Origin of the sequence: Marinobacter zhejiangensis (assembly GCF_900114775.1) — a bacterium.
In the GTDB taxonomy this organism is placed as follows: domain Bacteria; phylum Pseudomonadota; class Gammaproteobacteria; order Pseudomonadales; family Oleiphilaceae; genus Marinobacter; species Marinobacter zhejiangensis.
The window spans coordinates 445,738-464,496 of sequence record NZ_FOUE01000002.1 but is presented as its reverse complement, the minus strand read 5'-3'; the positions used below and the strand labels follow the sequence as shown (position 1 = coordinate 464,496).

At 57.8% G+C, this 18,759-nt stretch carries 18 protein-coding genes; all 18 read right to left on the bottom strand.

Annotated features, from left to right (window positions below; all coding sequences use genetic code 11):
• Positions 1 to 522 carry a flagellar motor switch protein FliN gene (gene fliN, locus BMZ67_RS07465; protein ID WP_092021320.1) on the bottom strand — a complete coding sequence of 174 codons (522 nt, stop codon included), beginning with the start codon at positions 520 to 522 and terminating at the stop codon, positions 1 to 3.
• Positions 515 to 1,513 (bottom strand): flagellar motor switch protein FliM, encoded by a 999-nt coding sequence (gene fliM / locus BMZ67_RS07460; RefSeq protein WP_092021319.1) that lies wholly within the window; start codon positions 1,511 to 1,513, stop codon positions 515 to 517. Before fliM ends, fliN begins: the two co-directional genes overlap by 8 nt.
• 41 nt (positions 1,514 to 1,554) lie before the next feature.
• Positions 1,555 to 2,055, bottom strand: a complete 501-nt coding sequence (locus BMZ67_RS07455) for a flagellar basal body-associated FliL family protein (RefSeq protein ID WP_092021318.1) — start codon at positions 2,053 to 2,055, stop codon at positions 1,555 to 1,557.
• Positions 2,056 to 2,264: 209 nt separating this feature from the next.
• Entirely contained in the window at positions 2,265 to 3,473 is a 1,209-nt protein-coding gene (locus BMZ67_RS07450) for a flagellar hook-length control protein FliK (protein WP_175481865.1), read from the bottom strand.
• A 112-nt stretch (positions 3,474 to 3,585) separates the two neighbouring features.
• Entirely contained in the window at positions 3,586 to 3,933 is a 348-nt protein-coding gene (locus BMZ67_RS07445; RefSeq protein ID WP_092021316.1) for an Hpt domain-containing protein, read from the bottom strand.
• 38 nt (positions 3,934 to 3,971) lie between these two features.
• Positions 3,972 to 5,690: a fused response regulator/phosphatase gene (locus BMZ67_RS07440; RefSeq protein WP_245749908.1), complete on the bottom strand. Its 1,719-nt coding sequence runs from the start codon at positions 5,688 to 5,690 to the stop codon at positions 3,972 to 3,974.
• 26 nt (positions 5,691 to 5,716) lie between these two features.
• Positions 5,717 to 6,022 (bottom strand): STAS domain-containing protein, encoded by a 306-nt coding sequence (locus tag BMZ67_RS07435; RefSeq protein WP_092021315.1) that lies wholly within the window; start codon positions 6,020 to 6,022, stop codon positions 5,717 to 5,719.
• Positions 6,023 to 6,132: 110 nt separating this feature from the next.
• Positions 6,133 to 6,576 (bottom strand): flagellar export protein FliJ, encoded by a 444-nt coding sequence (fliJ, locus tag BMZ67_RS07430; RefSeq protein WP_092021314.1) that lies wholly within the window; start codon positions 6,574 to 6,576, stop codon positions 6,133 to 6,135.
• Positions 6,576 to 7,952, bottom strand: a complete 1,377-nt coding sequence (gene fliI, locus BMZ67_RS07425) for a flagellar protein export ATPase FliI (protein WP_175481864.1) — start codon at positions 7,950 to 7,952, stop codon at positions 6,576 to 6,578. The genes fliJ and fliI overlap by 1 nt, the downstream gene beginning before the upstream one ends.
• Positions 7,927 to 8,778 (bottom strand): flagellar assembly protein FliH, encoded by an 852-nt coding sequence (locus BMZ67_RS07420; protein ID WP_092021313.1) that lies wholly within the window; start codon positions 8,776 to 8,778, stop codon positions 7,927 to 7,929. The genes fliI and BMZ67_RS07420 overlap by 26 nt, the downstream gene beginning before the upstream one ends.
• Positions 8,778 to 9,815 (bottom strand): flagellar motor switch protein FliG, encoded by a 1,038-nt coding sequence (fliG, locus tag BMZ67_RS07415; RefSeq protein ID WP_092021312.1) that lies wholly within the window; start codon positions 9,813 to 9,815, stop codon positions 8,778 to 8,780. The genes BMZ67_RS07420 and fliG overlap by 1 nt, the downstream gene beginning before the upstream one ends.
• Positions 9,808 to 11,514: a flagellar basal-body MS-ring/collar protein FliF gene (gene fliF / locus BMZ67_RS07410; RefSeq protein WP_092021311.1), complete on the bottom strand. Its 1,707-nt coding sequence runs from the start codon at positions 11,512 to 11,514 to the stop codon at positions 9,808 to 9,810. The genes fliG and fliF overlap by 8 nt, the downstream gene beginning before the upstream one ends.
• Positions 11,515 to 11,529: 15 nt before the next feature.
• Positions 11,530 to 11,898: a flagellar hook-basal body complex protein FliE gene (fliE, locus tag BMZ67_RS07405; RefSeq protein ID WP_092021310.1), complete on the bottom strand. Its 369-nt coding sequence runs from the start codon at positions 11,896 to 11,898 to the stop codon at positions 11,530 to 11,532.
• Positions 11,899 to 12,130: 232 nt separating this feature from the next.
• Complete coding sequence (locus BMZ67_RS07400) at positions 12,131 to 13,582, bottom strand: sigma-54-dependent transcriptional regulator (RefSeq protein WP_092021309.1); 1,452 nt, start codon at positions 13,580 to 13,582, stop codon at positions 12,131 to 12,133.
• A gap of 12 nt (positions 13,583 to 13,594) precedes the next feature.
• Complete coding sequence (locus BMZ67_RS07395; RefSeq protein WP_092021308.1) at positions 13,595 to 14,857, bottom strand: sensor histidine kinase; 1,263 nt, start codon at positions 14,855 to 14,857, stop codon at positions 13,595 to 13,597.
• Between the two features lie 212 nt (positions 14,858 to 15,069).
• Positions 15,070 to 16,521 (bottom strand): sigma-54 dependent transcriptional regulator, encoded by a 1,452-nt coding sequence (locus tag BMZ67_RS07390; RefSeq protein ID WP_092021307.1) that lies wholly within the window; start codon positions 16,519 to 16,521, stop codon positions 15,070 to 15,072.
• Between the two features lie 137 nt (positions 16,522 to 16,658).
• The gene (gene fliT / locus BMZ67_RS07385) at positions 16,659 to 16,979 is read right to left on the bottom strand and encodes a flagellar protein FliT (RefSeq protein ID WP_092021306.1); all 321 of its coding nucleotides are present in this window, start codon (positions 16,977 to 16,979) and stop codon (positions 16,659 to 16,661) included.
• A gap of 216 nt (positions 16,980 to 17,195) precedes the next feature.
• Complete coding sequence (locus tag BMZ67_RS07380; RefSeq protein WP_092021305.1) at positions 17,196 to 18,551, bottom strand: DUF1329 domain-containing protein; 1,356 nt, start codon at positions 18,549 to 18,551, stop codon at positions 17,196 to 17,198.
• Positions 18,552 to 18,759 lie beyond the last annotated feature (208 nt).

Below are 18,759 nucleotides of genomic sequence, written 5' to 3'. Positions count from 1 at the left end.
CTATTTCTGCAGCCGCTTGATGCGCTCAGCCGGACTGATCACGTCAGTCAACCGGATGCCGAACTTCTCGTTCACCATGACCACTTCACCGTGGGCAATCAGAGTGCCGTTCACCAGCACATCCAGCGGCTCCCCTGCCAGGCGGTCAAGTTCAATCACCGACCCCTGGTTCAGTTGCAGCAAATTGCGAATTGGGATCTGGGTGTTACCCACTTCCATGGAAATGGTCACCGGGATATCCAGGATGACATCCAGATCCGGAGCATTACCGCCGGTCGCCGCGATACCGGCATCCTCGCCAAACTCTTCCATCGGCGCCGTCTGAACCGCGCCCGCATCGGCATCCCCGGCCTCGGCCATGGCGGCCGCCCATTCGTCAGCACGGGCCTGCTCATCACCGGAATCATCGCCCGCCGCGTCACCAGCGCTGTCACCGGCTTCTTCCATGGCCGCTTCCCACTCCGCCGCGAGCTTCTCGTCTTCGGTCATGCCCTGCTCGTCCTTCTTGTCGTCGTCAGCCATTTCGCCCTACCTTTAACTGTTTTTTGACCACCGGGCGATCAGCCCGCTTATTCACCCTGAGCGCCAGTTTTCCGTCGCGGGTACCCAAAGAGGCATGGTAGATGGGTATGCCATTGGCGGTGACCGTGAGGTCCTGGGACAGATCCACCGGGATCACGTCGCCAACCTTAAAATCCGCAACGTCACGCAATGAAATCTTGCGACGGCAGACGGTTGCATTGATAGGCACTTCGATATCTTTGACATCTTCCTGCAGGGCATGGACCCAGCGTTCATCGATGTCGTCGATGTCACTCTGGACGCCCGCATCAAGCACTTCCCGTATCGGCTCAATCATTGAGTACGGCAGCGCCATATGAAGCTCGCCACCGCCGCCATCCAGTTCAATGTGGAATGTGCTGATGACCACCACCTCACTCGGGCTGACGATGTTGGCCATCGCCGGATTGACCTCGGAGTTGAGGTACTCGAAGTCCACCTTGAGTACGGCCTGCCAGGCCTCTTTCATGTCCCGGAAGACTTGCTCCAACACCATCTGGACGATGCGGGTTTCAGTCGGCGTGAATTCCCGTCCTTCAATTTTGGCGTGACGCCCTTCGCCACCGAAGAAGTTGTCCACCAGTTTGAACACCAGCTTGGCGTCGAGGATAAACAGGCCTGTGCCCCTCAACGGACGCACCTTGACCAGGTTGAGACTGGTCGGCACATAAAGGGTGTGTATGTATTCACCAAACTTCATGATCTGAACGCCCCCGGTGGAGACGTCAGCATTGCGCCGCAGCAGATTGAACAGGCTGATACGGGTGTAACGGGCAAAACGCTCGTTGATCATTTCGAGGGTGGGCATACGGCCACGGACAATCCGGTCCTGGCTGGCCAGATCGTAGCTCTTTACCCCTTCGTCTTCGGCATCATCATAGGTATCGATGTCGCCGTCATCCACACCATGCAACAGGGCATCGATTTCATCCTGTGACAGTAAATCCTGCATAGTCGATCCTGCCCGTCCTCAGCTACCCGTCTACCGGGCCATTATTGCATTACAAAGTTTCGCAGGAGCACGCCCTTCAGAGCGGGCGCCCCTTCCTGAGCAAGTACACCGTTCACCATCGCCAACATCTCTGCAGCCAGCTGCTCCCGGCTGCCTGCCGCCTGGAGGGCCATGAAGTCACTGCCCGCCAGCACGTTGATCAGCTGGCTACGCAGCAGGGGCAGATGCAATTCGGTCGCCGCCAGGGCAGCCGGATCATCGGCTTCAAAGGCGAGGTACACCTGAACGTATCTTTGACGTCCCTGGGACTGCACCGTTGTGACCAGGGCTTTGTCCAGAACAAAATACTGGCTGGGCTGGAACACCTCTTCCGCCGGATCCGATCCGGCTTCTGGAGCACTGTCATCGCCCTGGTCCTTCAGGAACCACAGAGTACCGGCAATGGACAGCCCCACGGCAAGGACCACGACCAACACCAGGAGGATGATCAGTTTCAGTTTACTTTTCTTGGGCGCCTGGTCAGCCCCGTTATTGTCTGCCATAAGATACGTCTGTCAGAAAATTGTCAGAATCCGCGTTATTCGGCGCATATGATAAGCATAAGCAAACAGCGGGCCACAAAGGCACCACGGCCTCAGTAAAACAGCAGTTTAGCTTCCCGGCAGGGTCGGAGCAAAGAGGGATAATAGGAGGGGAGGTAGATTCGCGGGGAGTGCTCACGAGGCCAGAACGACCCCGTGAGCAAGGAAGGTCAAACGTAGAGATCCAGTTCACCTTTCCAGGTCAGCTCAACCGTGCCGTTGTCAGCCTCAAGGCTCATGCCGTCTTCAGCGAGCGCTGGAGAACCACCCCGGCCGCTTCCCGCGTCGTCACCATCGCCCTGGAAGGACCATTGACCTCCTCCCTGGGCTCCCCGGTCGGCAACATCGAACTGACCAAGGTCAATGCCCTGCTCACTGAGCATATCCCGCAAGCGGTGGCTGTGCAGTTCCAACTGATCTCTCACCACAGGGTTGGCGGAGTGGACGCTCACCGTGGCTTGCTGGTCACGGTTCACATGAACCCGGACCTCCATAGGCCCCATATCTGGCGGAGTCAGGTGAATTTCGGCAAATCCCATCTTGTTGGCGGTCAGCCAGGTTAATTTACCCACAACCTTATCGCCCCACTCAGCGTGACCAACAGGCAGTTCAACACTGGTGGCGTAGCCCCGGAGCATCATGGCCTGCTCTGGCGGGCGTTGCGCCCCAGAAGACAATGGCGACACCGCAGCTCCGAGCTCCCCTCCGAGCCGCACCGCGCTCAGGTCTGCCGAGCGGGCGGGATCAGCGTTCAGTGCAAGCGTCACGCCGTCTCCCAGAGAAGCAGCCGTTTGCCCTGGTAGCAGCGACTTGGCTCCGGCATGACCCTGCAGGCCATCCATTACCGCCGGCGCTGCCCCCGGTAGTACCCCAGGCTTGCCGCCTAGCGTCACTGCCGCACTGCCGGGCTCATCACTTTCCCCGGCCATCACCATGGACTGGAGGTCGGCAAACGTAAACACCACCACCCCGGCGTCCCCCTCAGCCAAGAGTGGGTCTGAGCCTGTCTCTTGGTCCGTCGGTTGCTGGGCTTGCCCGCCAGCCTCAACACTCTGGCTACTCTCCTCGTGCTCGGCAGTCCCCGCATCCTCAGGGTGCCCGCTATTGGCTGACGACGCTTCCGAGACATTGTCGGTAGCGTCCGCTCTGTCCGGCTTTTCCGGTTGATTGGCAGCACGGGCATGCTGAGCCTTTTCAGCCTGATCGGCACGCTCTTGCCGTTTGGCGTCCAGGCGACGTTCCGCCCGGTCACGCTCCTGACGGGAAACCGAATCAAATTCGCTGTCGCCGTGCTTGTCACGGGCAACAGAGGCCCGGTTCTCACTGGCTTGTCCTGCCTCGGCAGGCGCAGGGGTTTGGGGAAATACCATTCCAGACATGGCAACCTCTTGCCGCTTTGCGATCGAATACGTGCCCACAGGCACATTTACTCGGTAATTTTCAGGAGTAACGCAAAAGGGATGCCAGAAAAATGGAAGAGGGGTGTAAGAATCAGGAGTTGAGCAACTGCTGAAAAAGCACGCGAACGTTCTGGAATTCAACAACGATTTGCTCGAGCGCAATACTGGCATCTTCGAGGCGACCATCCCGGCCCGCCGTTTCAGCGTCCAGACAAAAAGCGCCGAGTTGAGGGGCGCCGATATTGACGGAACTGCCTTTGAAGCTGTGCGCAGACTTGGCGAAGCTTTCTGTATCCCCGGCAACGAGGGCATGTTGCAGGGCAGCAATCCGGTCTTGGGAGTCTTGCAGGTAGGTTTCAATCAGGATATTGAACTCGTCCTCCATCACCTCCTTCAACTCAGCCAGAGCTTCTTCGTCCAAGTGTGGTCTTTCAGTCATAACCAGCCCCTAAGCTATTCCCTGAGAACACAGTCAATTTATGTAAAACTCCAATCATATACAACTTCAACCCGATTGCCGTTGCCATGAAACGTCAGTGAATGGCTGAGCTGCCGCAACAGCACCAAGCCACGTCCGGCATAGCGGCATTGTGGGTCGTGATCATGCTGGAGAACTGCCTGATAGTCAAAACCTTCACCGGTATCATGGCACTCAATCACCAGGCGTCCACCGTCCCGGCTTGGCGAGTGGCGGAGCGTGAATCGGATGCTCTGCCCGCGAATCCGCTCCAACCTCCGCGCCCTCTCGGCATAGTAGCGGCCAAATCCCTCTGGCGTGTTTTTCCACTCTGATGGCAGCTTGAGAATGCCGTGTTCCAACGCGTTGGTATACAATTCCGACAGCAGTGTATGGACCTCACCACTGCGATGCCTCAACCCTGGCACCTCCATACAAATGTGCAGCAGCAGAGGCAGTGGGTTGAACTGTCCCAGGGTCTGATCCGACAGTTCATAATGGCACAACCATTCCGTCGCCCCGGATACCGCCGACAGCGTCAAGCCCGCACTCATCTCGCTGGACTCATCGGTCTCGGTCATTTCCAGCGCAAAGACGGTCAGATCATCCTGGGTCCTGAGATCGCTGGCGAAGCGGCCCACAGCCCCCATCACCGCGTCAAAAACCTGTCTTGGCGCCATTACCGAATCCAGCGTCGCGAGCAATCGCTCCTCGCCAAACATATCCCCTTCGGCATTTTCAGCTTCGACAATACCATCGGTCGCCACCAGCAACACATCTCCGGGATCCGTGCTGATTACTTCAGCGTCAACCGAAAAGCGTTCGGGACTCAGAACCCCCAGGGGCAAATGACGGGAGCGCAGAACCTCACGCCGTCCGTCACCCCGAATCAGGTAGCCATTGGGAAGCCCGCCATTCCAGACCCTCAGCTGGTTGATGCTGAAGTCCGCCTGGATAAAAGCGGCACAACAGAACATGCCCACCGGCAGGATTCGTTTGAGCTTCTGGTTGATTTCACGGAGTACGTCTTCGCAACCAAACCCTTTGCTGGTCATGCCATAAAATATTTCTGCCACTGGCATAGCGCCGATCGCCGCGGGTAGACCGTGGCCGGTAAAGTCACCAACGAGGATATGCATACCACCGGAAGGCCGCCGGCAGGCAAACAACACGTCACCATTGAAAATCGACAGTGGTGAGGCGTGGTAGCGAAGGTTCTCTGCATTGAGGCTGCCGGTATGGGCAACGTTGTCAAAGACCCGCTTGGCAACTTCCTGTTCCTGGAGCAGTTTACGGTTGCGGTTGCGAATAAGGTCCCGCTGTTGGGTCAGCGTCCGGTGCATCAAACGCATGCGATTGAAGGCATTGATCTTCGCTTCGAGGATCACCCGGTTGTAGGGTTTGGACAGGAAGTCATCCCCGCCGGATTCGAGGCACTTTGCCAGGGTACGGGCGTCCGATATGGAGGTCAGGAAAATGACCGGCACCAGGTTTTCCCCGGCAAGCATCTTGATTTGCCGGGCAGCCTCCATGCCATCCATTCGGGGCATGATCAGGTCCAGCAGCACAATATGGGGATCATGCTTGCAAAACAGGGCCACCGCCTCATCGCCATCGGCCGCGCCGATCGGTTTGTGGCCCTGGCGTTCTACAAGCTTGGAGAGAATCAGGCGGTCGGTATCGCTGTCATCAGCGATCAATATCCGCAAAGACCCCTGTTCAGGAAACGCGTCGTCCACGACCAGCTCCAATGGGGTTCAATGGATCAGCGAATCGAAAAAAGCTGTTCGAAATTGGAAATGGACAAAATTCGGCGAACGTCGCCATTGCAGTTTTCGATGGAAATCTGCGCGGAATCACCACCGGCAAAGTCCCTCAGCAGTAACAGCATCCCCAACGCCGAGCTGTCCAGATAGGTCGTTTCGGACATATCGACAACATAACCCACAATATGACTGTCGTTATGCTCGTAGGCGTCCCTGAATGACTGGTGGGTACTGAAATCGAAGCGCCCTTCAATTTTTATGGTCAAGGTTTGGCCATCATCACTACGGCGCGTCTGTATCGGCATCCCGGTTCCTCCATCACTAAATACACTGACGACACAACAGCACTGCATGCCTTGTCCAAGGATAGCCCAGCAGCCACAAAATGCACCTGGTTTTTAGTGGTTGCGACCCATCAAGGGCGCCGGCGGGTGAGCATACGACTGGCCGCATCATCCAGTTGCTTCTGTTCCTTCGCTTCCTGGGTGCGCTGCTCCTGCTCCCGGCACCGCACAATGTACTTGTCCATGCCCCGCCGGCGTTCGTAGGCCAGCAGCCAGACTTTCCGGCTTTCCTCCATCACCCGGGCCGCCTGCTCCAACTGGCGTTCCGCCTGTGCGATCACCTGGTCCAGCTGGGCAATGAAGGCCTGCCACCCCTGCAACTGGCGGACCTGAACCACCCCCTGCTGACCACGACGAATCTGCTCTCGATAGTCAGCGTGGTAACTACGCAATTCATCCAGTCGTTGACGATGCCGCTCCCAGCCCTGGCGGGCTTCCGCAAGCTTTTCCAGAGCCGCCTTCTCGCGCCGCTCTTCCAGGGTCAGAACGACCTCAAGGCGTTTTGAGCGCAACACTACTCAGCCCTTCCTGTAGGCCTTGGAGATTCCGTACCCGCTGGAGCGGGAACAACTTGCATGAGCTGATCGATGGAGGTCAATAACGGTGAACTTTCACGCAGCCCCTGCCTCAGAAACTGTCGCATGGCGTCGATGTGCTCAATGGCAAAATCGGTTTCAGGATCAGAGCCCGGCACATAAGCGCCAACACTGATCAGGTCCCGGGCTTGCTGATAGCGGGAATACACCTGCTTGAAGCGCTGGGCGCGAGCAAAGTGGCTATCCTCAGTCACCTGGGGCATAACCCGGCTGACCGAGGCCTCAACGTCGATGGCCGGATAGTGACCCTCTTCCGCCAACCGGCGTGACAGTACGATATGGCCATCCAGAATGGCCCTGGCCGCATCCGCGATGGGGTCTTGCTGATCATCGCCTTCGGTCAGTACGGTGTAGAACGCGGTGATGGAACCCCCGCCGGGTTTGCCATTGCCTGTCCGCTCAACCAGTTGCGGCAGTTTTGCAAAGACCGAGGGTGGGTAGCCTTTGGTGGCTGGGGGTTCGCCAACGGCCAATGCAATTTCCCGCTGGGCCTGGGCATAGCGGGTCAATGAATCCATCAGCAGCAACACCCGTTTGCCCTGATCTCGGTAGTATTCGGCAATTCGGGTGGTCAGCATGGCGGCACGCAGGCGCATCAGGGGAGAGTCGTCCGCCGGTGACGCAACGACCACCGACCGGGCCAGCCCTTCATCACCCAGAATATCTTCAATAAACTCTTTGACCTCCCGGCCCCGCTCTCCGATCAGACCGACGATCGTGATATCAGCATCGGTAAACCGGGTCATCATACCAAGCAGCATACTTTTACCGACGCCACTGCCGGCAAACAGTCCGAGACGCTGCCCCTGCCCGACCGTCATTAACGCATTGATCGCGCGAATACCGACGTCCATCGACTGGCGGACCGGTGCGCGGTTGAGTGGGTTGATGATTTCCCCGGAGAGCGAGACTTGGGCCTGGGCCTTCAGCGGGCCCTTCCCATCCAGCGGGTCACCCGTGCCATTGACCACCCGGCCCAACAGTTCTGGGCCGACCGGTACCCGGCTGGCCGCTGACAAAGGAACAACCCGGGCGCCGGGCCTTAGTCCTTCAATAGCGGTTAATGGCATCAGGTAAACACGGTCGTCCTCAAACCCCACCACCTCGGCTTCCACGGCACCGGTAGCCTGGCCCTCAATCAGGCAGCGGTCCCCCACCACCATGGGGCAACCCACACATTCCAGGGTGAGCCCCACCATTCGGGTTAGCCGGCCAGACAGTTCCGGCTCCGGATGTTCGGGTACGTAGTCCTTCAGGCGGGCCAGTCGGTCAGTCAGGGACGTTGTCACTGTCATCCCCCTGGGTTCCGGGTGTCGACAAGACGTCGCGATGAAAGTCAGTCAGGTCGCCCATCATCGCGTCCAGCTCAGCGCTATCCCCCGGGTCATCACTGTCGAGTTGCTGATCCAGCATGCTCTGGACGGCCTTCTGGAAGCGCTTTTCTACGGTGAAGTCCACCAGGCTGTGACGAGTCTCCAGCTTGCACCCGCCCGGCAGGATTGACGTGTCTTCAACAATAGCGGCACCCGCATCGTACTGTGAAGCGACTTGGGCCACCCACTCGGCATCGGCGGGATTGACCAGTAGGCGTACGTTCTCGCTGGTGGATGGCAGCGACGCCATGGCGCGCTGGACTACCGCTTGTATGTGGGATGAATCCATCGCCAACTCACGGTAGATCACCGCCCGGGCCAGTACGGTGGTCAGGTTGACCAGGGCTGTTTCGAGCTCATCCTCGTGGCGCTGAATCGGGACCAGCAGCTCACCAAGTAACTGCTGCAGGCGCTCCAACCTGCCTTCCACGTCCTCACGAGTCTGGGCCAATGCTTCTTCGTGCCCCTGACTCCGGCCTTCCGCCAGCCCCTGAGCCAGACCTTCTTGATGGCCCTTTTCCAGACCTTCCGCATGACCGGCCTGGAGACCTTCAGCCTTACCTTCCGCGTGCCCGTCTTCCCACGCGGCCTGACGTATTTCCTCAAGATCCGCAGCAGTCAGCGGCTTGACCTCACGTTCCTCTTCCCGCACCACCTCGTTGCCCTGCTGGTCCAGCAGGGGCAGCTCCCACCGCTCATAAGCAGTGAGTTGTTCTGACGGGATACGGTTACGGGGATCGTCTTTCATCACATCATTTCTTCGCCGGCACCGCCGAGCGTGATTTCACCGGCCTCAGCCATCCGGCGGGCAATGGTGATAATGTCTTTCTGTGCTGTCTCAACCTCACTGACCCGAACCGGCCCCTTGGCCTCCAGGTCATCCTGCAACAACTCGGCCGCCCGTTTGGACATGTTTTTGAAGATCTTCTCCTTGACGGCCTCGTCTGCCCCCTTCAGGGCCACCACCAGCACTTCCGACGACACTTCCCGCAGTAGCGCCTGGATACCACGATCGTCAATATCCTTGAGATTATCGAAGACAAACATCAGGTCTTCGATGGTCGACGCCAGGTCCGGGTCCATGTCCTTGATGGAATCCATCAGGCTGCCTTCAACACTGCGGTCCATGAAGTTCATGATGTCCGCAGCGCGCTTGATTCCACCAATGCGGGAGGTCTGGGCCGCAGAGCCGCCCGAGAACTGCTTCTCAAGGATGTCATTCAGTTCCTGCAGGGCCTGGGGCTGAACGCTTTCCAGGGAGGCCACCCGCATCATCACATCCAGGCGTACCTTTTCATCGAGGGTCGCCAGAATTTCGGCGGACTGATCAGGGTCGAGATAGGAGATCACAATGGCCTGAATCTGCGGGTGCTCATAGCGAATAATGTCAGCGACAGCGCGAGGCTCCATCCACTTCAGGGTATCGAGCCCGGTGGTGTTGCCGCCAATCAGAATCCGGTCAATCAGGCTCGCCGCTTTGTCTTCCCCCAGGGCCTGGGTCAGCATGGCGCGGATGTAATCGTCATTTCCAACCCCAAGACCGGTCTGGCCGCCTACTGCATCTACGAACTGCTCCAGCACGTAGGTGACATCGTCTTTGCTGATGTCCTTCATCTGGGCCATGGCCACACCGACCCGCTGCACTTCCTTGGGCCCCATGTGCTTGAGGATTTCTGCCGCATCGGACTCGCCAAGCGTCATCAGAAGAATCGCAGCCTGCTCGACTCTGGGGATCTTGCGACGGACTTTCGTCGCCTCACCCGGTTGGTTCATTTGCTCAGTCATCGACATTTACCCACTGGCGCATCACTTGGGCAACCCGGGCAGGGTCCTCGGTAATCAGCCCTTTCAGTGCATTCAATTGCCTATCATAGCCATCCATTGCACCCGGCAAAAGCAGTTCATCCTGGGATGTCAGCGCGTCCCTCAGGGCCGCATCGCTACCCAGCCCCTGGGTATCATCGTAACTGCCATCCTCCAGCCCAGCACCACGTTCGCTGCGGCCAGCCTCGGATAAACTCTTGAGTGTTGGCCGCAGCAACACCAGCAACAGCACCAGGATAGCCAAACCGGCCAATACCGGCTTCAGCAGGTTCCAGAACCAGGGCTGCTCCCAAAATGCCGGCGCTTCAAATTCAACTGCCTGCTGGGGGGCAAAGGCGGTGTTCATTACAGTCACACTGTCACCCCGGACCGCCGAGTAGCCCACTGCATCACGAATCAACATGGTCAGGCGCTGCAGCTCCTGTTCCGGCCAAGGCTGGTAGCTGATGGCACCGGTTTCCGGGTCCATGACTTTCATATCGTCAACCGCCACCGCCACCGTCAGCCGCTTGATCCGGCCCTGCTCCTGGCGCACGTAGCTGACGCTGCGGTCCATCTCATAGTTGCGGGTAGATTCGCTGCGCACATTCACCGGGGCTGGCTGTGCGTCTTCCCCGTCGCCGGCAGCAGCCTGCTCAGGCACGGATGCAGCGCCGGGCGGCTGGTTCGACAAAGCGCCCGGAACACCGCCCATAAAACCGCTGGCACGTTGTTCGGTCAGCTCACGCTCACTGCGAACCGCCTGCTGATCCGGGTTGAACAACTCTTCGGCCTGCTCAACGGAGGAAAAATCCAGGTCCGCGGTAACCTCTGCACGGAAGCGGCCGTCGCCCACAATCGGATCAACAATTGACGCCACACGACGGGTCAGGCGCTCCTCAACCCGCGCGTTGTATTCGTACTGATCCTGCATTTGCTGGCGACCGGTATCTTCGCTCCGGCCAGTCAACAGGTTGCCGCTCTGGTCGACCACCGTGACATTGTCCTTGTCCAGTTCCGGGATGCTACCGGCCACCAGGTTCACGATGGCGTTGATCTGCTCCCGTTCCAGACGTCGTCCCGCAAACACCTCAAGGAATACCGAGGCGGTGGGTGTCCGGGCGTCACGCACAAACACCGACTGCTTGGGGATCGCCAAGTGGACCCGGGCACTGCGGACATTGCGCATGCTGCTGATGGTGCGGGCCAGCTCACCTTCAAGGCCACGACGAAAACTGACGGTTTCCATGAACTGGGAGGTGCCCAGCCCACGTTCCTGGTCCAGCAGTTCAAAACCGATGGTACGGTCGTCAGTGACACCTTCTGCCGCCAGCTTCAGGCGGGCATTGTAGACTTCGTCCGAAGCCACCAGCAGCGCACCACTGCGGGGGTCCATGCGGTACTGGATATTATTCTGATCAAGGATAGAGGTAACGTCCTGAGGGTTATACCCGGACATGTCACCGATAACGGGCTGGTAATTGGGCTCCTGCGCCCACAGCACAACGGCAACGCCCAGGGCGACACTCGCGGCCAGACCCACCATCAGGCCGATCTGGCGGAACAGGGCCAACCGGTTGAAGCCCAGCAGCATATCGCTGCGGCTCTCCAGTCCTGCGGGTTGGTCAGTCGTTGCCGGTGGCTGGCTCACGTTCGTTGCTTCGGCTGGTACGGTGGACATGACTGGACTCCGCTATTACACCGGCATGTTCATGATGTCTTCGTAGGCCTTAACCACCCGGTTACGTACCTGGGTCAAGGCCTCGAAGGAGACTGAGGCTTTCTGGGAAGCAATCATGACTCGGGTGATGTCCACGTTGGGATCTCCCATGTCATAGGCGGTACGTAGCTGGTTAGCGTTCTGCTGAAGCTCGTTGACGCCGCCCACAGCCTGGGACAGCATGTCAGAGAATGCCGGCACATCCCGCGGTTCGGAGACCCTGGCCGGGTTATCAACTCGTCCCCGGATGGCATTGTCCTGCTCTACGCGCTGGTTCTGCATCATTTGCGAACGCAGGTTACGCATCTCTGAGAGCACATTATTGATGTCGGCGCGCTGTACCATGACTCCTCCCCAGGACGGCGCCCCTGTGTGGCCGCCGCTTTGTCTCAAATCTGTTGCTACTACCCCTTAGGCAAAAGCCAGGCCACAACAATATTATTGTTAATTTACATAAGGTTAATTAAAGGGGAAGTGAGATTTACTGAGCGCGCGACAAAGTTTTGACAGCCGTCCTCCCAAAAAAAAGCGGCGCAAAAGGCGCCGCACGAAGGAGTTCGCTCAAATACCGGGACGATTACGCCATGGCCAGCTCAGCATCGAGATCGATACCGGATTCGCGCATCTGGGCAAGCTTGTAACGCAGGGTTCGGGGGCTGATCCCCAGCTGCTCAGCGGCCCGGTTGCGGCGCCCCCGCTCCCGGCGCAAGGTGTCAATGATGATGCGAAATTCCTGCTGACGCAGGTCATCGCCCAGGGAACCAGGCTCCCCAACAGGCAAAACAGTACCCAGGCCTTCATCAGCAACGGGATTCATTGAAGGAAGGTCAGCAACCGGCTCGGGCGGCAGGTCCACCATAGGGGCTGCCACCGGAACCACATTGCCGACCTGGCCAGTAATGCCAAGATCAAGACACAGATCACCGGCACGAATGACGTTGCCCTGATGCAGCACCAGGGCGCGCTGGATCGCGTTGTCCAGTTCGCGAACGTTGCCTGGCCAGGGGTGCCCCATCAGGGCTGCCCTGGCATCAGGAGCAAAGGTGATGCCGGTCAGTTTCATCTTGCGGCTGTGCTTCTTCAACAGCGCCTGGGCCAATGGCATGATATCCAACGGCCGCTCTCGCAGTGGCTGCCATTGCATGGGAAAGACCGTCAAACGGTAGTAGAGGTCTTCCCGGAATTTACCTTCCCGTACGTACTGGGACAGCTCGCGGTTGGTGGTTGCGATGACCCGAACGTCCAGGGCAATGGTCTTGCGACCGCCAACCCGCTCCACTTCCCTCTCCTGAAGCACCCGGAGCAACTTGGACTGCAAGCCAAGGTCCATCTCCGATATTTCATCGAGCAGGATGGTTCCGCCGTTAGCCTGCTCGAACTTTCCGGGTGACGATGCATGGGCTCCCGTGAAGGCACCTTTTTCATGCCCAAACAGGATTGCCTCAAGCATGTTCTCTGGAATCGCGGCACAGTTGATGGCAATAAACGGACCCTCAGCCCGTGGTGATTGCTGGTGAATATAGCGAGCCAGAACTTCCTTACCGGTCCCACTCTCCCCGGAGATCATCACCGTGGAGTCACTGGCGGCCACTTTGCAAGCCAACTGGAACATCCGCTTGCTGACAGGGTCTTCCGCTACCGGCTGATCCGCCCGCTTTTGCTGGTTTCCACCGACAATCCGGCTAACCGCCTCAACCAACACCTGGGGTTCAAACGGTTTGACCAGGTAATCAGTCGCCCCAGCCTGCATGGCAGCAACCGCATGACTGATCTGACCGTAAGCAGTCATCAGCATCATTGGCAGACCGGGATACAGCCGCTGTACCTCCGCGAGCAGTTCGTGACCGGACAGGCCCGGCATATTGACGTCACTGATCACCATATCGACCGGCTCTTCCGCCAGACGAAGCAACGCCTGTTCAGCGCTGTCAGCCTCCCGGACCCGGTAACGGGCCAGCTCCAGCGTGGTAACAAGCGCCTCTCGCAGGTCTCGGTCATCTTCAACAATCAGGATCTGAGCCTTGGCCATGATTACCTCCGCCTATTGACTACGGTGTTCAACGGTTCCCGCACCTCGGCCAGCCAGCGGCAGGCTGATGGTCGCGCAGGCACCTCCGGTTTCTGGCGCCTGCAGGGAGAACGTTCCCTGGTGGGCTTTCACAACCGCCTGGACGACGGCAAGCCCCAGCCCGGTGCCATGGGATTTGGTGGTATAGAACGCCTCCATCAGCTGAGCCGCCTGGGACGCCGAAAAGCCCGGGCCGTTATCGGCAACCTGAATATTCAGCTGGTCGCCGTCAGTACTCAGAGTCACATCCACCTTTTCTGCGCCCGCTTCAATACTGTTGTTCACAAGGTTGCTACAGGCGCCGACCAGGGCGTCCCGGTTACACAGCAAATAATGCTCAGGAATCTCCGCGTTCAGTGATACCACTACCCCACTGTGCAGGTTCAGCCCTTCAATAGCCGCCCTCAATCCCTGGACCAGCGAGCGGGTCGAAAGCTCTTCTGCAAGACGGGTCTCACCACGGGCGAAAATCAGCATGTCCCGAACCTGTTGCTCCAAGTGGGTCAGCCTGGACATCAGACGAGTGGCACAGCGCTGTCGCAGCTCACTGTCGAGATCGTCCTGGCACAGGTGTCCGCCATACAGAATGGCGGCGGACAAAGGGGTTCGAATCTGGTGGGCCAGCGAAGCAACCATTTTGCCCATGGCAGAAAGCCGTTGGGCATGGGCCAGCTGACTCTGCAACTGACGGGTTTCTGTCAGGTCGGTCAGCAGGATCAGCTGGCCCGGCTGATTCTCCATGGTGCGGATCTCGATACTGACCCGACGACCATCCCGCAGCGACACTTCGTGGCCGTCATCCCGGCGCGGTGCGAAACAGCGTTGAATGATGTTAACCCAGCGCTCGCCTTCCAGAGGCTCACCCAGCAGCCCAACAGCAGCAGGATTGGATTGGGTAACCACGCCTTGGCTATCCAGTACCACCACACCCGCTGGCAACGCCGACAGCAAGGTAGACAGGCGATCTGCCAACTGCTCTTTTTCTTCCAGCTCCCGCTGACGTTGCTGGCTTTCCGCGCACAGTTCGCCCGACAGCTGGTTAACCCGGGATTCGAGGGTTCGGTAGGAGTCCGTGATTTGCCGGGACATCTGGTTGAACAGTTCCAGCGCCGTGCCGACAGCTTTTCGATCCGCCTGCGGCGGAAACAGTGCGGTCACTTTTTCATTGGCATCGGCCGCAGCATTGTTGATGGCCTCTGGATGCGCCGACTGGGCGTAGGACTGTAGCTGGCTCATGGCTCCCCCTAACGAGTAGCAGCGCCAACAACAAGGCAGGCGCAATCAATTGCCATGACTACAGCTAGATTTATGCCAGTCTTAATTTTTCTTTAAAAATCAGTAGCAAAGAAAACTGGAACGGAGAGAAGTGACGTTTTTTTGTCGCTATCAAGGGGGAGAAGAAACGGCGAAAACAAAGCGTTGACGCCGTTTTAAAGCCACGTTCAGGATCAGGCTTCTTCTGATTCGTCCTGCCGCAACCCGTATTTACGGACTTTTTCCACCAGCGTGGTACGACGGATCCGCAGCTTCTCGGCTGCACGGGCAACCACCCCACCCGCTTCATCCAACGCCTGCTGGATCAGCTGCTTTTCCAGGTTGGCCAGGTAGTCTTTGAGGTCAATACCATTCACCGGCAGCAACGCTGGAGCATCCAGGCCCACCAGCCCCGGCACCCCGGACGGCATGCCACTGTCTTCCACCGGCCGGTTCTCGTCGAAGTCATCCACGTAGCGGAACTTTTTCGGAAGCTCCTGCACGCCAATCACTCCGTAAGGGTGCATGATTGCCAACCGCTCTACGAGATTGGCCAGTTCCCTCACGTTACCGGGCCAGTCGTGGCGGCACAGGCTCATGATGGCTGCGGAATTCATTCGCAATGAGCCACGCTTTTCTTTTTCCATTCGTGAGATCAGCTCATTGATCAACAGCGGGATGTCTTCGACACGATCACGGAGCGCGGGCATCTCAATCGGAAATACGTTAAGGCGATAATAGAGATCTTCCCGAAAATCCCCGGTTTCGATCATATTTTCAAGGTTCTTGTGAGTGGCCGCGATCACCCGGACATCGGCCGCCTGGGTGCGGTTACTACCAACCTTCTCAAAGGTACGTTCCTGCAGAGCCCTCAAGATCTTGACCTGCATATTGAGAGGCATATCACCAATTTCATCAAGGAAGAGAGTGCCCCCTTCAGCCAACTCGAAACGCCCGACTCGCGCAGTAATAGCGCCGGTGAAGGCCCCCTTCTCGTGACCAAACAGCTCACTTTCCAGCAGTTCGGCGGGAATAGCCCCACAGTTTACAGGGACAAAGGGTTTCTCACGACGACTGGAATGGTAATGAAGGTTCCGGGCAACCACTTCCTTGCCGGTACCGGATTCACCGGTGATCAGAACACTGACGTCTTTATCCGCCACCTGCTCCATCAACTGGCGCACACCCTGAACATTACGGCTGGTCCCCACCAGGCTGCGGAATAGCTGAACCCCACGCTGCAGGCCGCGCCCCCGGGAACGGGTAAACTGATCCCGGAAAACCTGTGCCCGGTAAAGTGAATCGACAAATTTGGTGTAATTGAGGGGCCACTCCAGGCGGGCAATGATGCGACTCGACTCATCTTCTGACAGCCCCTTGAAATCCGGGTTGCCGAGGAGGAGCACAGGCAGCCCGCCATCAGCCGCGTAGATCGCCTTGATCACCTGCTCGGCGCCGTCATCATCACCGTTAACGATAGCGACAGCGAAGGGCTCCAGGGTTTCGACATTCCCATTAGCCAGAATATCGGCGGCTTCGCGGCCGGTGCTTACCTGTTCTTCACCGACAAACTCCAGGATCGTCTGGATATCCCTGCTGCGAATCTCGTCTTCACTCAGCACCAGCACATTGTTATTTTTTGACATTCAACCTTCTCGCGTTAAACCCTGCTATCAACGGCCCAGCATCCCTCGGGGCCCGGCGCGCAATTTCCCGTCATCTTGAGCGGTATTTAAGACGGTTAACCACAGCGAGTCAATTTTATGACGCCAAAACATGACAATTATCCGGAACGCCCACGGGATACGTCCTGATAGGTGCGCGCCGCGCTGGACGTTCGCCTCATCCCTTCCAGCGCACTACGCGCCTGATCACGGGCATTTTCGGCACCGGCCTGGGCCTGTTGGCATACCACCAACAACGCCTGGAGTCTTTCCTCAACCACCGCCGATGAGACCAATCCGTCCTGCACTTCAGCCATCAACGATTCAACCAACGGCCGGACGTTTCCATCCAGAACCGCCAGAGCCTCCCAGTCGTCTTTTACCAACGCCTGTCTCATATCATCAATCAGCGTATCGAGCTGTTCCAACAGTAGGGCCATGACAAAGTTTCCGGTTGCAGAAGAAAATCGGTTTCGGATGGAGTCAGGTTGCCACTGCCCCATAGCAAATACTAGACAGAGTGGGCCTACAGGTCATTTGATTGTGAAGACTAAACGGGCACCCAGCGCTATAGGGCCCTCTGATACCAGAGAAACGAAGGCTTCTTGATCTGAAAAGGGAGAATACCCCCCGGCGTGAACCGGGGGGGGCACACATCAGCGACGGGCTGCCCGGCGAGCAGCAGAGGCGGTAAACTCACTGCTGCGGAGTCCTGGCTCAAAGTCCAGAGCAGCCTGGCCTTCATCCAAACCATCAATATAGTAACGCTTAGCATTGAGGTCGTAGGTCATTTCCAGCGTGGTCCAGAAGACCGGGACACTGTAGAAGGAGATATTGTGGGCTTCAGATACTCGCCACAAATTTCCATCGTTATCGTATTCCTCAGTCACCAGGATCTGCCAGCTGTCTTCATCCACATAGAACATACGGCGTGAATAGATATGGCTGATCCCTGTACGGACCGTCGCTTCAACCACCCAGACCCGATGGCGTTCATACCGGGTTAGGTCCTGATTGATATGGCCAGCCTGGATAATGTCCCGCGCAGCATGATCTTCGGAGTGCAGTTCATACGCGTTGTAGGGAACGTAGATTTCACGCTTGCCCAGTAACTCCCAGTCATACTGGTTGGGTGCACCGTTGTACATATCCTTTTGGTCAACCGAGCGCAGTGAGGAGGAATTCGGCAAGTCCGTCTCATAAGCAAGGTTTGGTGACCGGCGCAAACGACGTGAACCCGATTCATAACGCCATGCCAGGCGTGGGGACCGAATCTGGTCCAGCGTTTCGTGCACAAGGGTAATCGAACCAGCCAGGCTTGGCGGAGAAATGGTCTCCGTCTTCAGGTAGAAGATCTTGTTATCAATATCTTCCAGCTCGGCACCGGGCTCAGAGTACGCCATGAAGTAATTGTACTCGGTAACAATCGGGTTAAATGAGCCGTCCACCGAAGGTGTCGCGGATGCAGAGCGGAATGAAATCTGCTCGCCTCGATACCTGAGAATGTGGTTCCAGACCACCTCGAGGCCATTTTGCGGGATGGGAAACGGGCTGGTCATGATGGTGTTGCGAACACCATTGCCATTATCCAGCAACTCTGCAGACAAAGCGTTAACCTTGAGCTTTTGATACACCTGATCCGGATAGGCCGCCGTACGACGGGTTTGATAGACCGGCATGGCGTAATCCGGATAGGTCTCGAACATCGCGATGTGACCTTCCGTCAAGGAGTCCCGGTACTGATCCAGATTCGCCCGGGTAATGGTGAATAGCGGCTGGTCATCCGGGAACGGGTTAATCTCCCGCTCACCCACCGACCACCCGGCTGGTGGCTGTCTCAGGCCACCATTCCAGGCAGGAATCGAGCCGTCCGCATTTCCAGCACGCTCGGCTCCAACAGGCGTAAGGTCGCTTCCAAGCCGGGCCGCTTCAGCCTCTGACACTTTCGCCATGGCTTGGCCGCCAACCATCAATGCTGCAGCCGTCCACCCTATACAGACCAGGTTACGCATCCGCTATTCCTCCAACCTTTTTTTATCTCCAGCGCGAGGCGTATGCACCTCTTCGCCGTGGCAATAATCAATCCCTTTACCGAGACTGGTTATAGACATGTATTTATTGTGTGGTTGCTTATTTGCCTGATCAGCCGTCGGCACACAAGGATTTTTTTGTAGCTTCTTGTTAGGGAGCTTCCTATTTTGCGGTGAAGTAGCCAGCCAT

What these genes read in the sequence shown, in the direction of transcription:
- fliG (WP_092021312.1), bottom strand. Translation starts at nt 9,815, where the DNA reads ATGACTGAGCAAATGAACCAACCGGGTGAGGCGACGAAAGTCCGTCGC.
- BMZ67_RS07390 (WP_092021307.1), bottom strand. Translation starts at nt 16,521, where the DNA reads ATGTCAAAAAATAACAATGTGCTGGTGCTGAGTGAAGACGAGATTCGC.
- fliT (WP_092021306.1), bottom strand. Translation starts at nt 16,979, where the DNA reads ATGGCCCTACTGTTGGAACAGCTCGATACGCTGATTGATGATATGAGA.
- BMZ67_RS07455 (WP_092021318.1), bottom strand. Translation starts at nt 2,055, where the DNA reads ATGGCAGACAATAACGGGGCTGACCAGGCGCCCAAGAAAAGTAAACTG.
- BMZ67_RS07435 (WP_092021315.1), bottom strand. Translation starts at nt 6,022, where the DNA reads ATGCCGATACAGACGCGCCGTAGTGATGATGGCCAAACCTTGACCATA.
- fliM (WP_092021319.1), bottom strand. Translation starts at nt 1,513, where the DNA reads ATGCAGGATTTACTGTCACAGGATGAAATCGATGCCCTGTTGCATGGT.
- fliI (WP_175481864.1), bottom strand. Translation starts at nt 7,952, where the DNA reads ATGACAGTGACAACGTCCCTGACTGACCGACTGGCCCGCCTGAAGGAC.
- BMZ67_RS07400 (WP_092021309.1), bottom strand. Translation starts at nt 13,582, where the DNA reads ATGGCCAAGGCTCAGATCCTGATTGTTGAAGATGACCGAGACCTGCGA.
- fliF (WP_092021311.1), bottom strand. Translation starts at nt 11,514, where the DNA reads ATGTCCACCGTACCAGCCGAAGCAACGAACGTGAGCCAGCCACCGGCA.
- BMZ67_RS07450 (WP_175481865.1), bottom strand. Translation starts at nt 3,473, where the DNA reads ATGTCTGGAATGGTATTTCCCCAAACCCCTGCGCCTGCCGAGGCAGGA.
- BMZ67_RS07445 (WP_092021316.1), bottom strand. Translation starts at nt 3,933, where the DNA reads ATGACTGAAAGACCACACTTGGACGAAGAAGCTCTGGCTGAGTTGAAG.
- BMZ67_RS07420 (WP_092021313.1), bottom strand. Translation starts at nt 8,778, where the DNA reads ATGAAAGACGATCCCCGTAACCGTATCCCGTCAGAACAACTCACTGCT.
- BMZ67_RS07380 (WP_092021305.1), bottom strand. Translation starts at nt 18,551, where the DNA reads ATGCGTAACCTGGTCTGTATAGGGTGGACGGCTGCAGCATTGATGGTT.
- BMZ67_RS07395 (WP_092021308.1), bottom strand. Translation starts at nt 14,857, where the DNA reads ATGAGCCAGCTACAGTCCTACGCCCAGTCGGCGCATCCAGAGGCCATC.
- fliE (WP_092021310.1), bottom strand. Translation starts at nt 11,898, where the DNA reads ATGGTACAGCGCGCCGACATCAATAATGTGCTCTCAGAGATGCGTAAC.
- fliN (WP_092021320.1), bottom strand. Translation starts at nt 522, where the DNA reads ATGGCTGACGACGACAAGAAGGACGAGCAGGGCATGACCGAAGACGAG.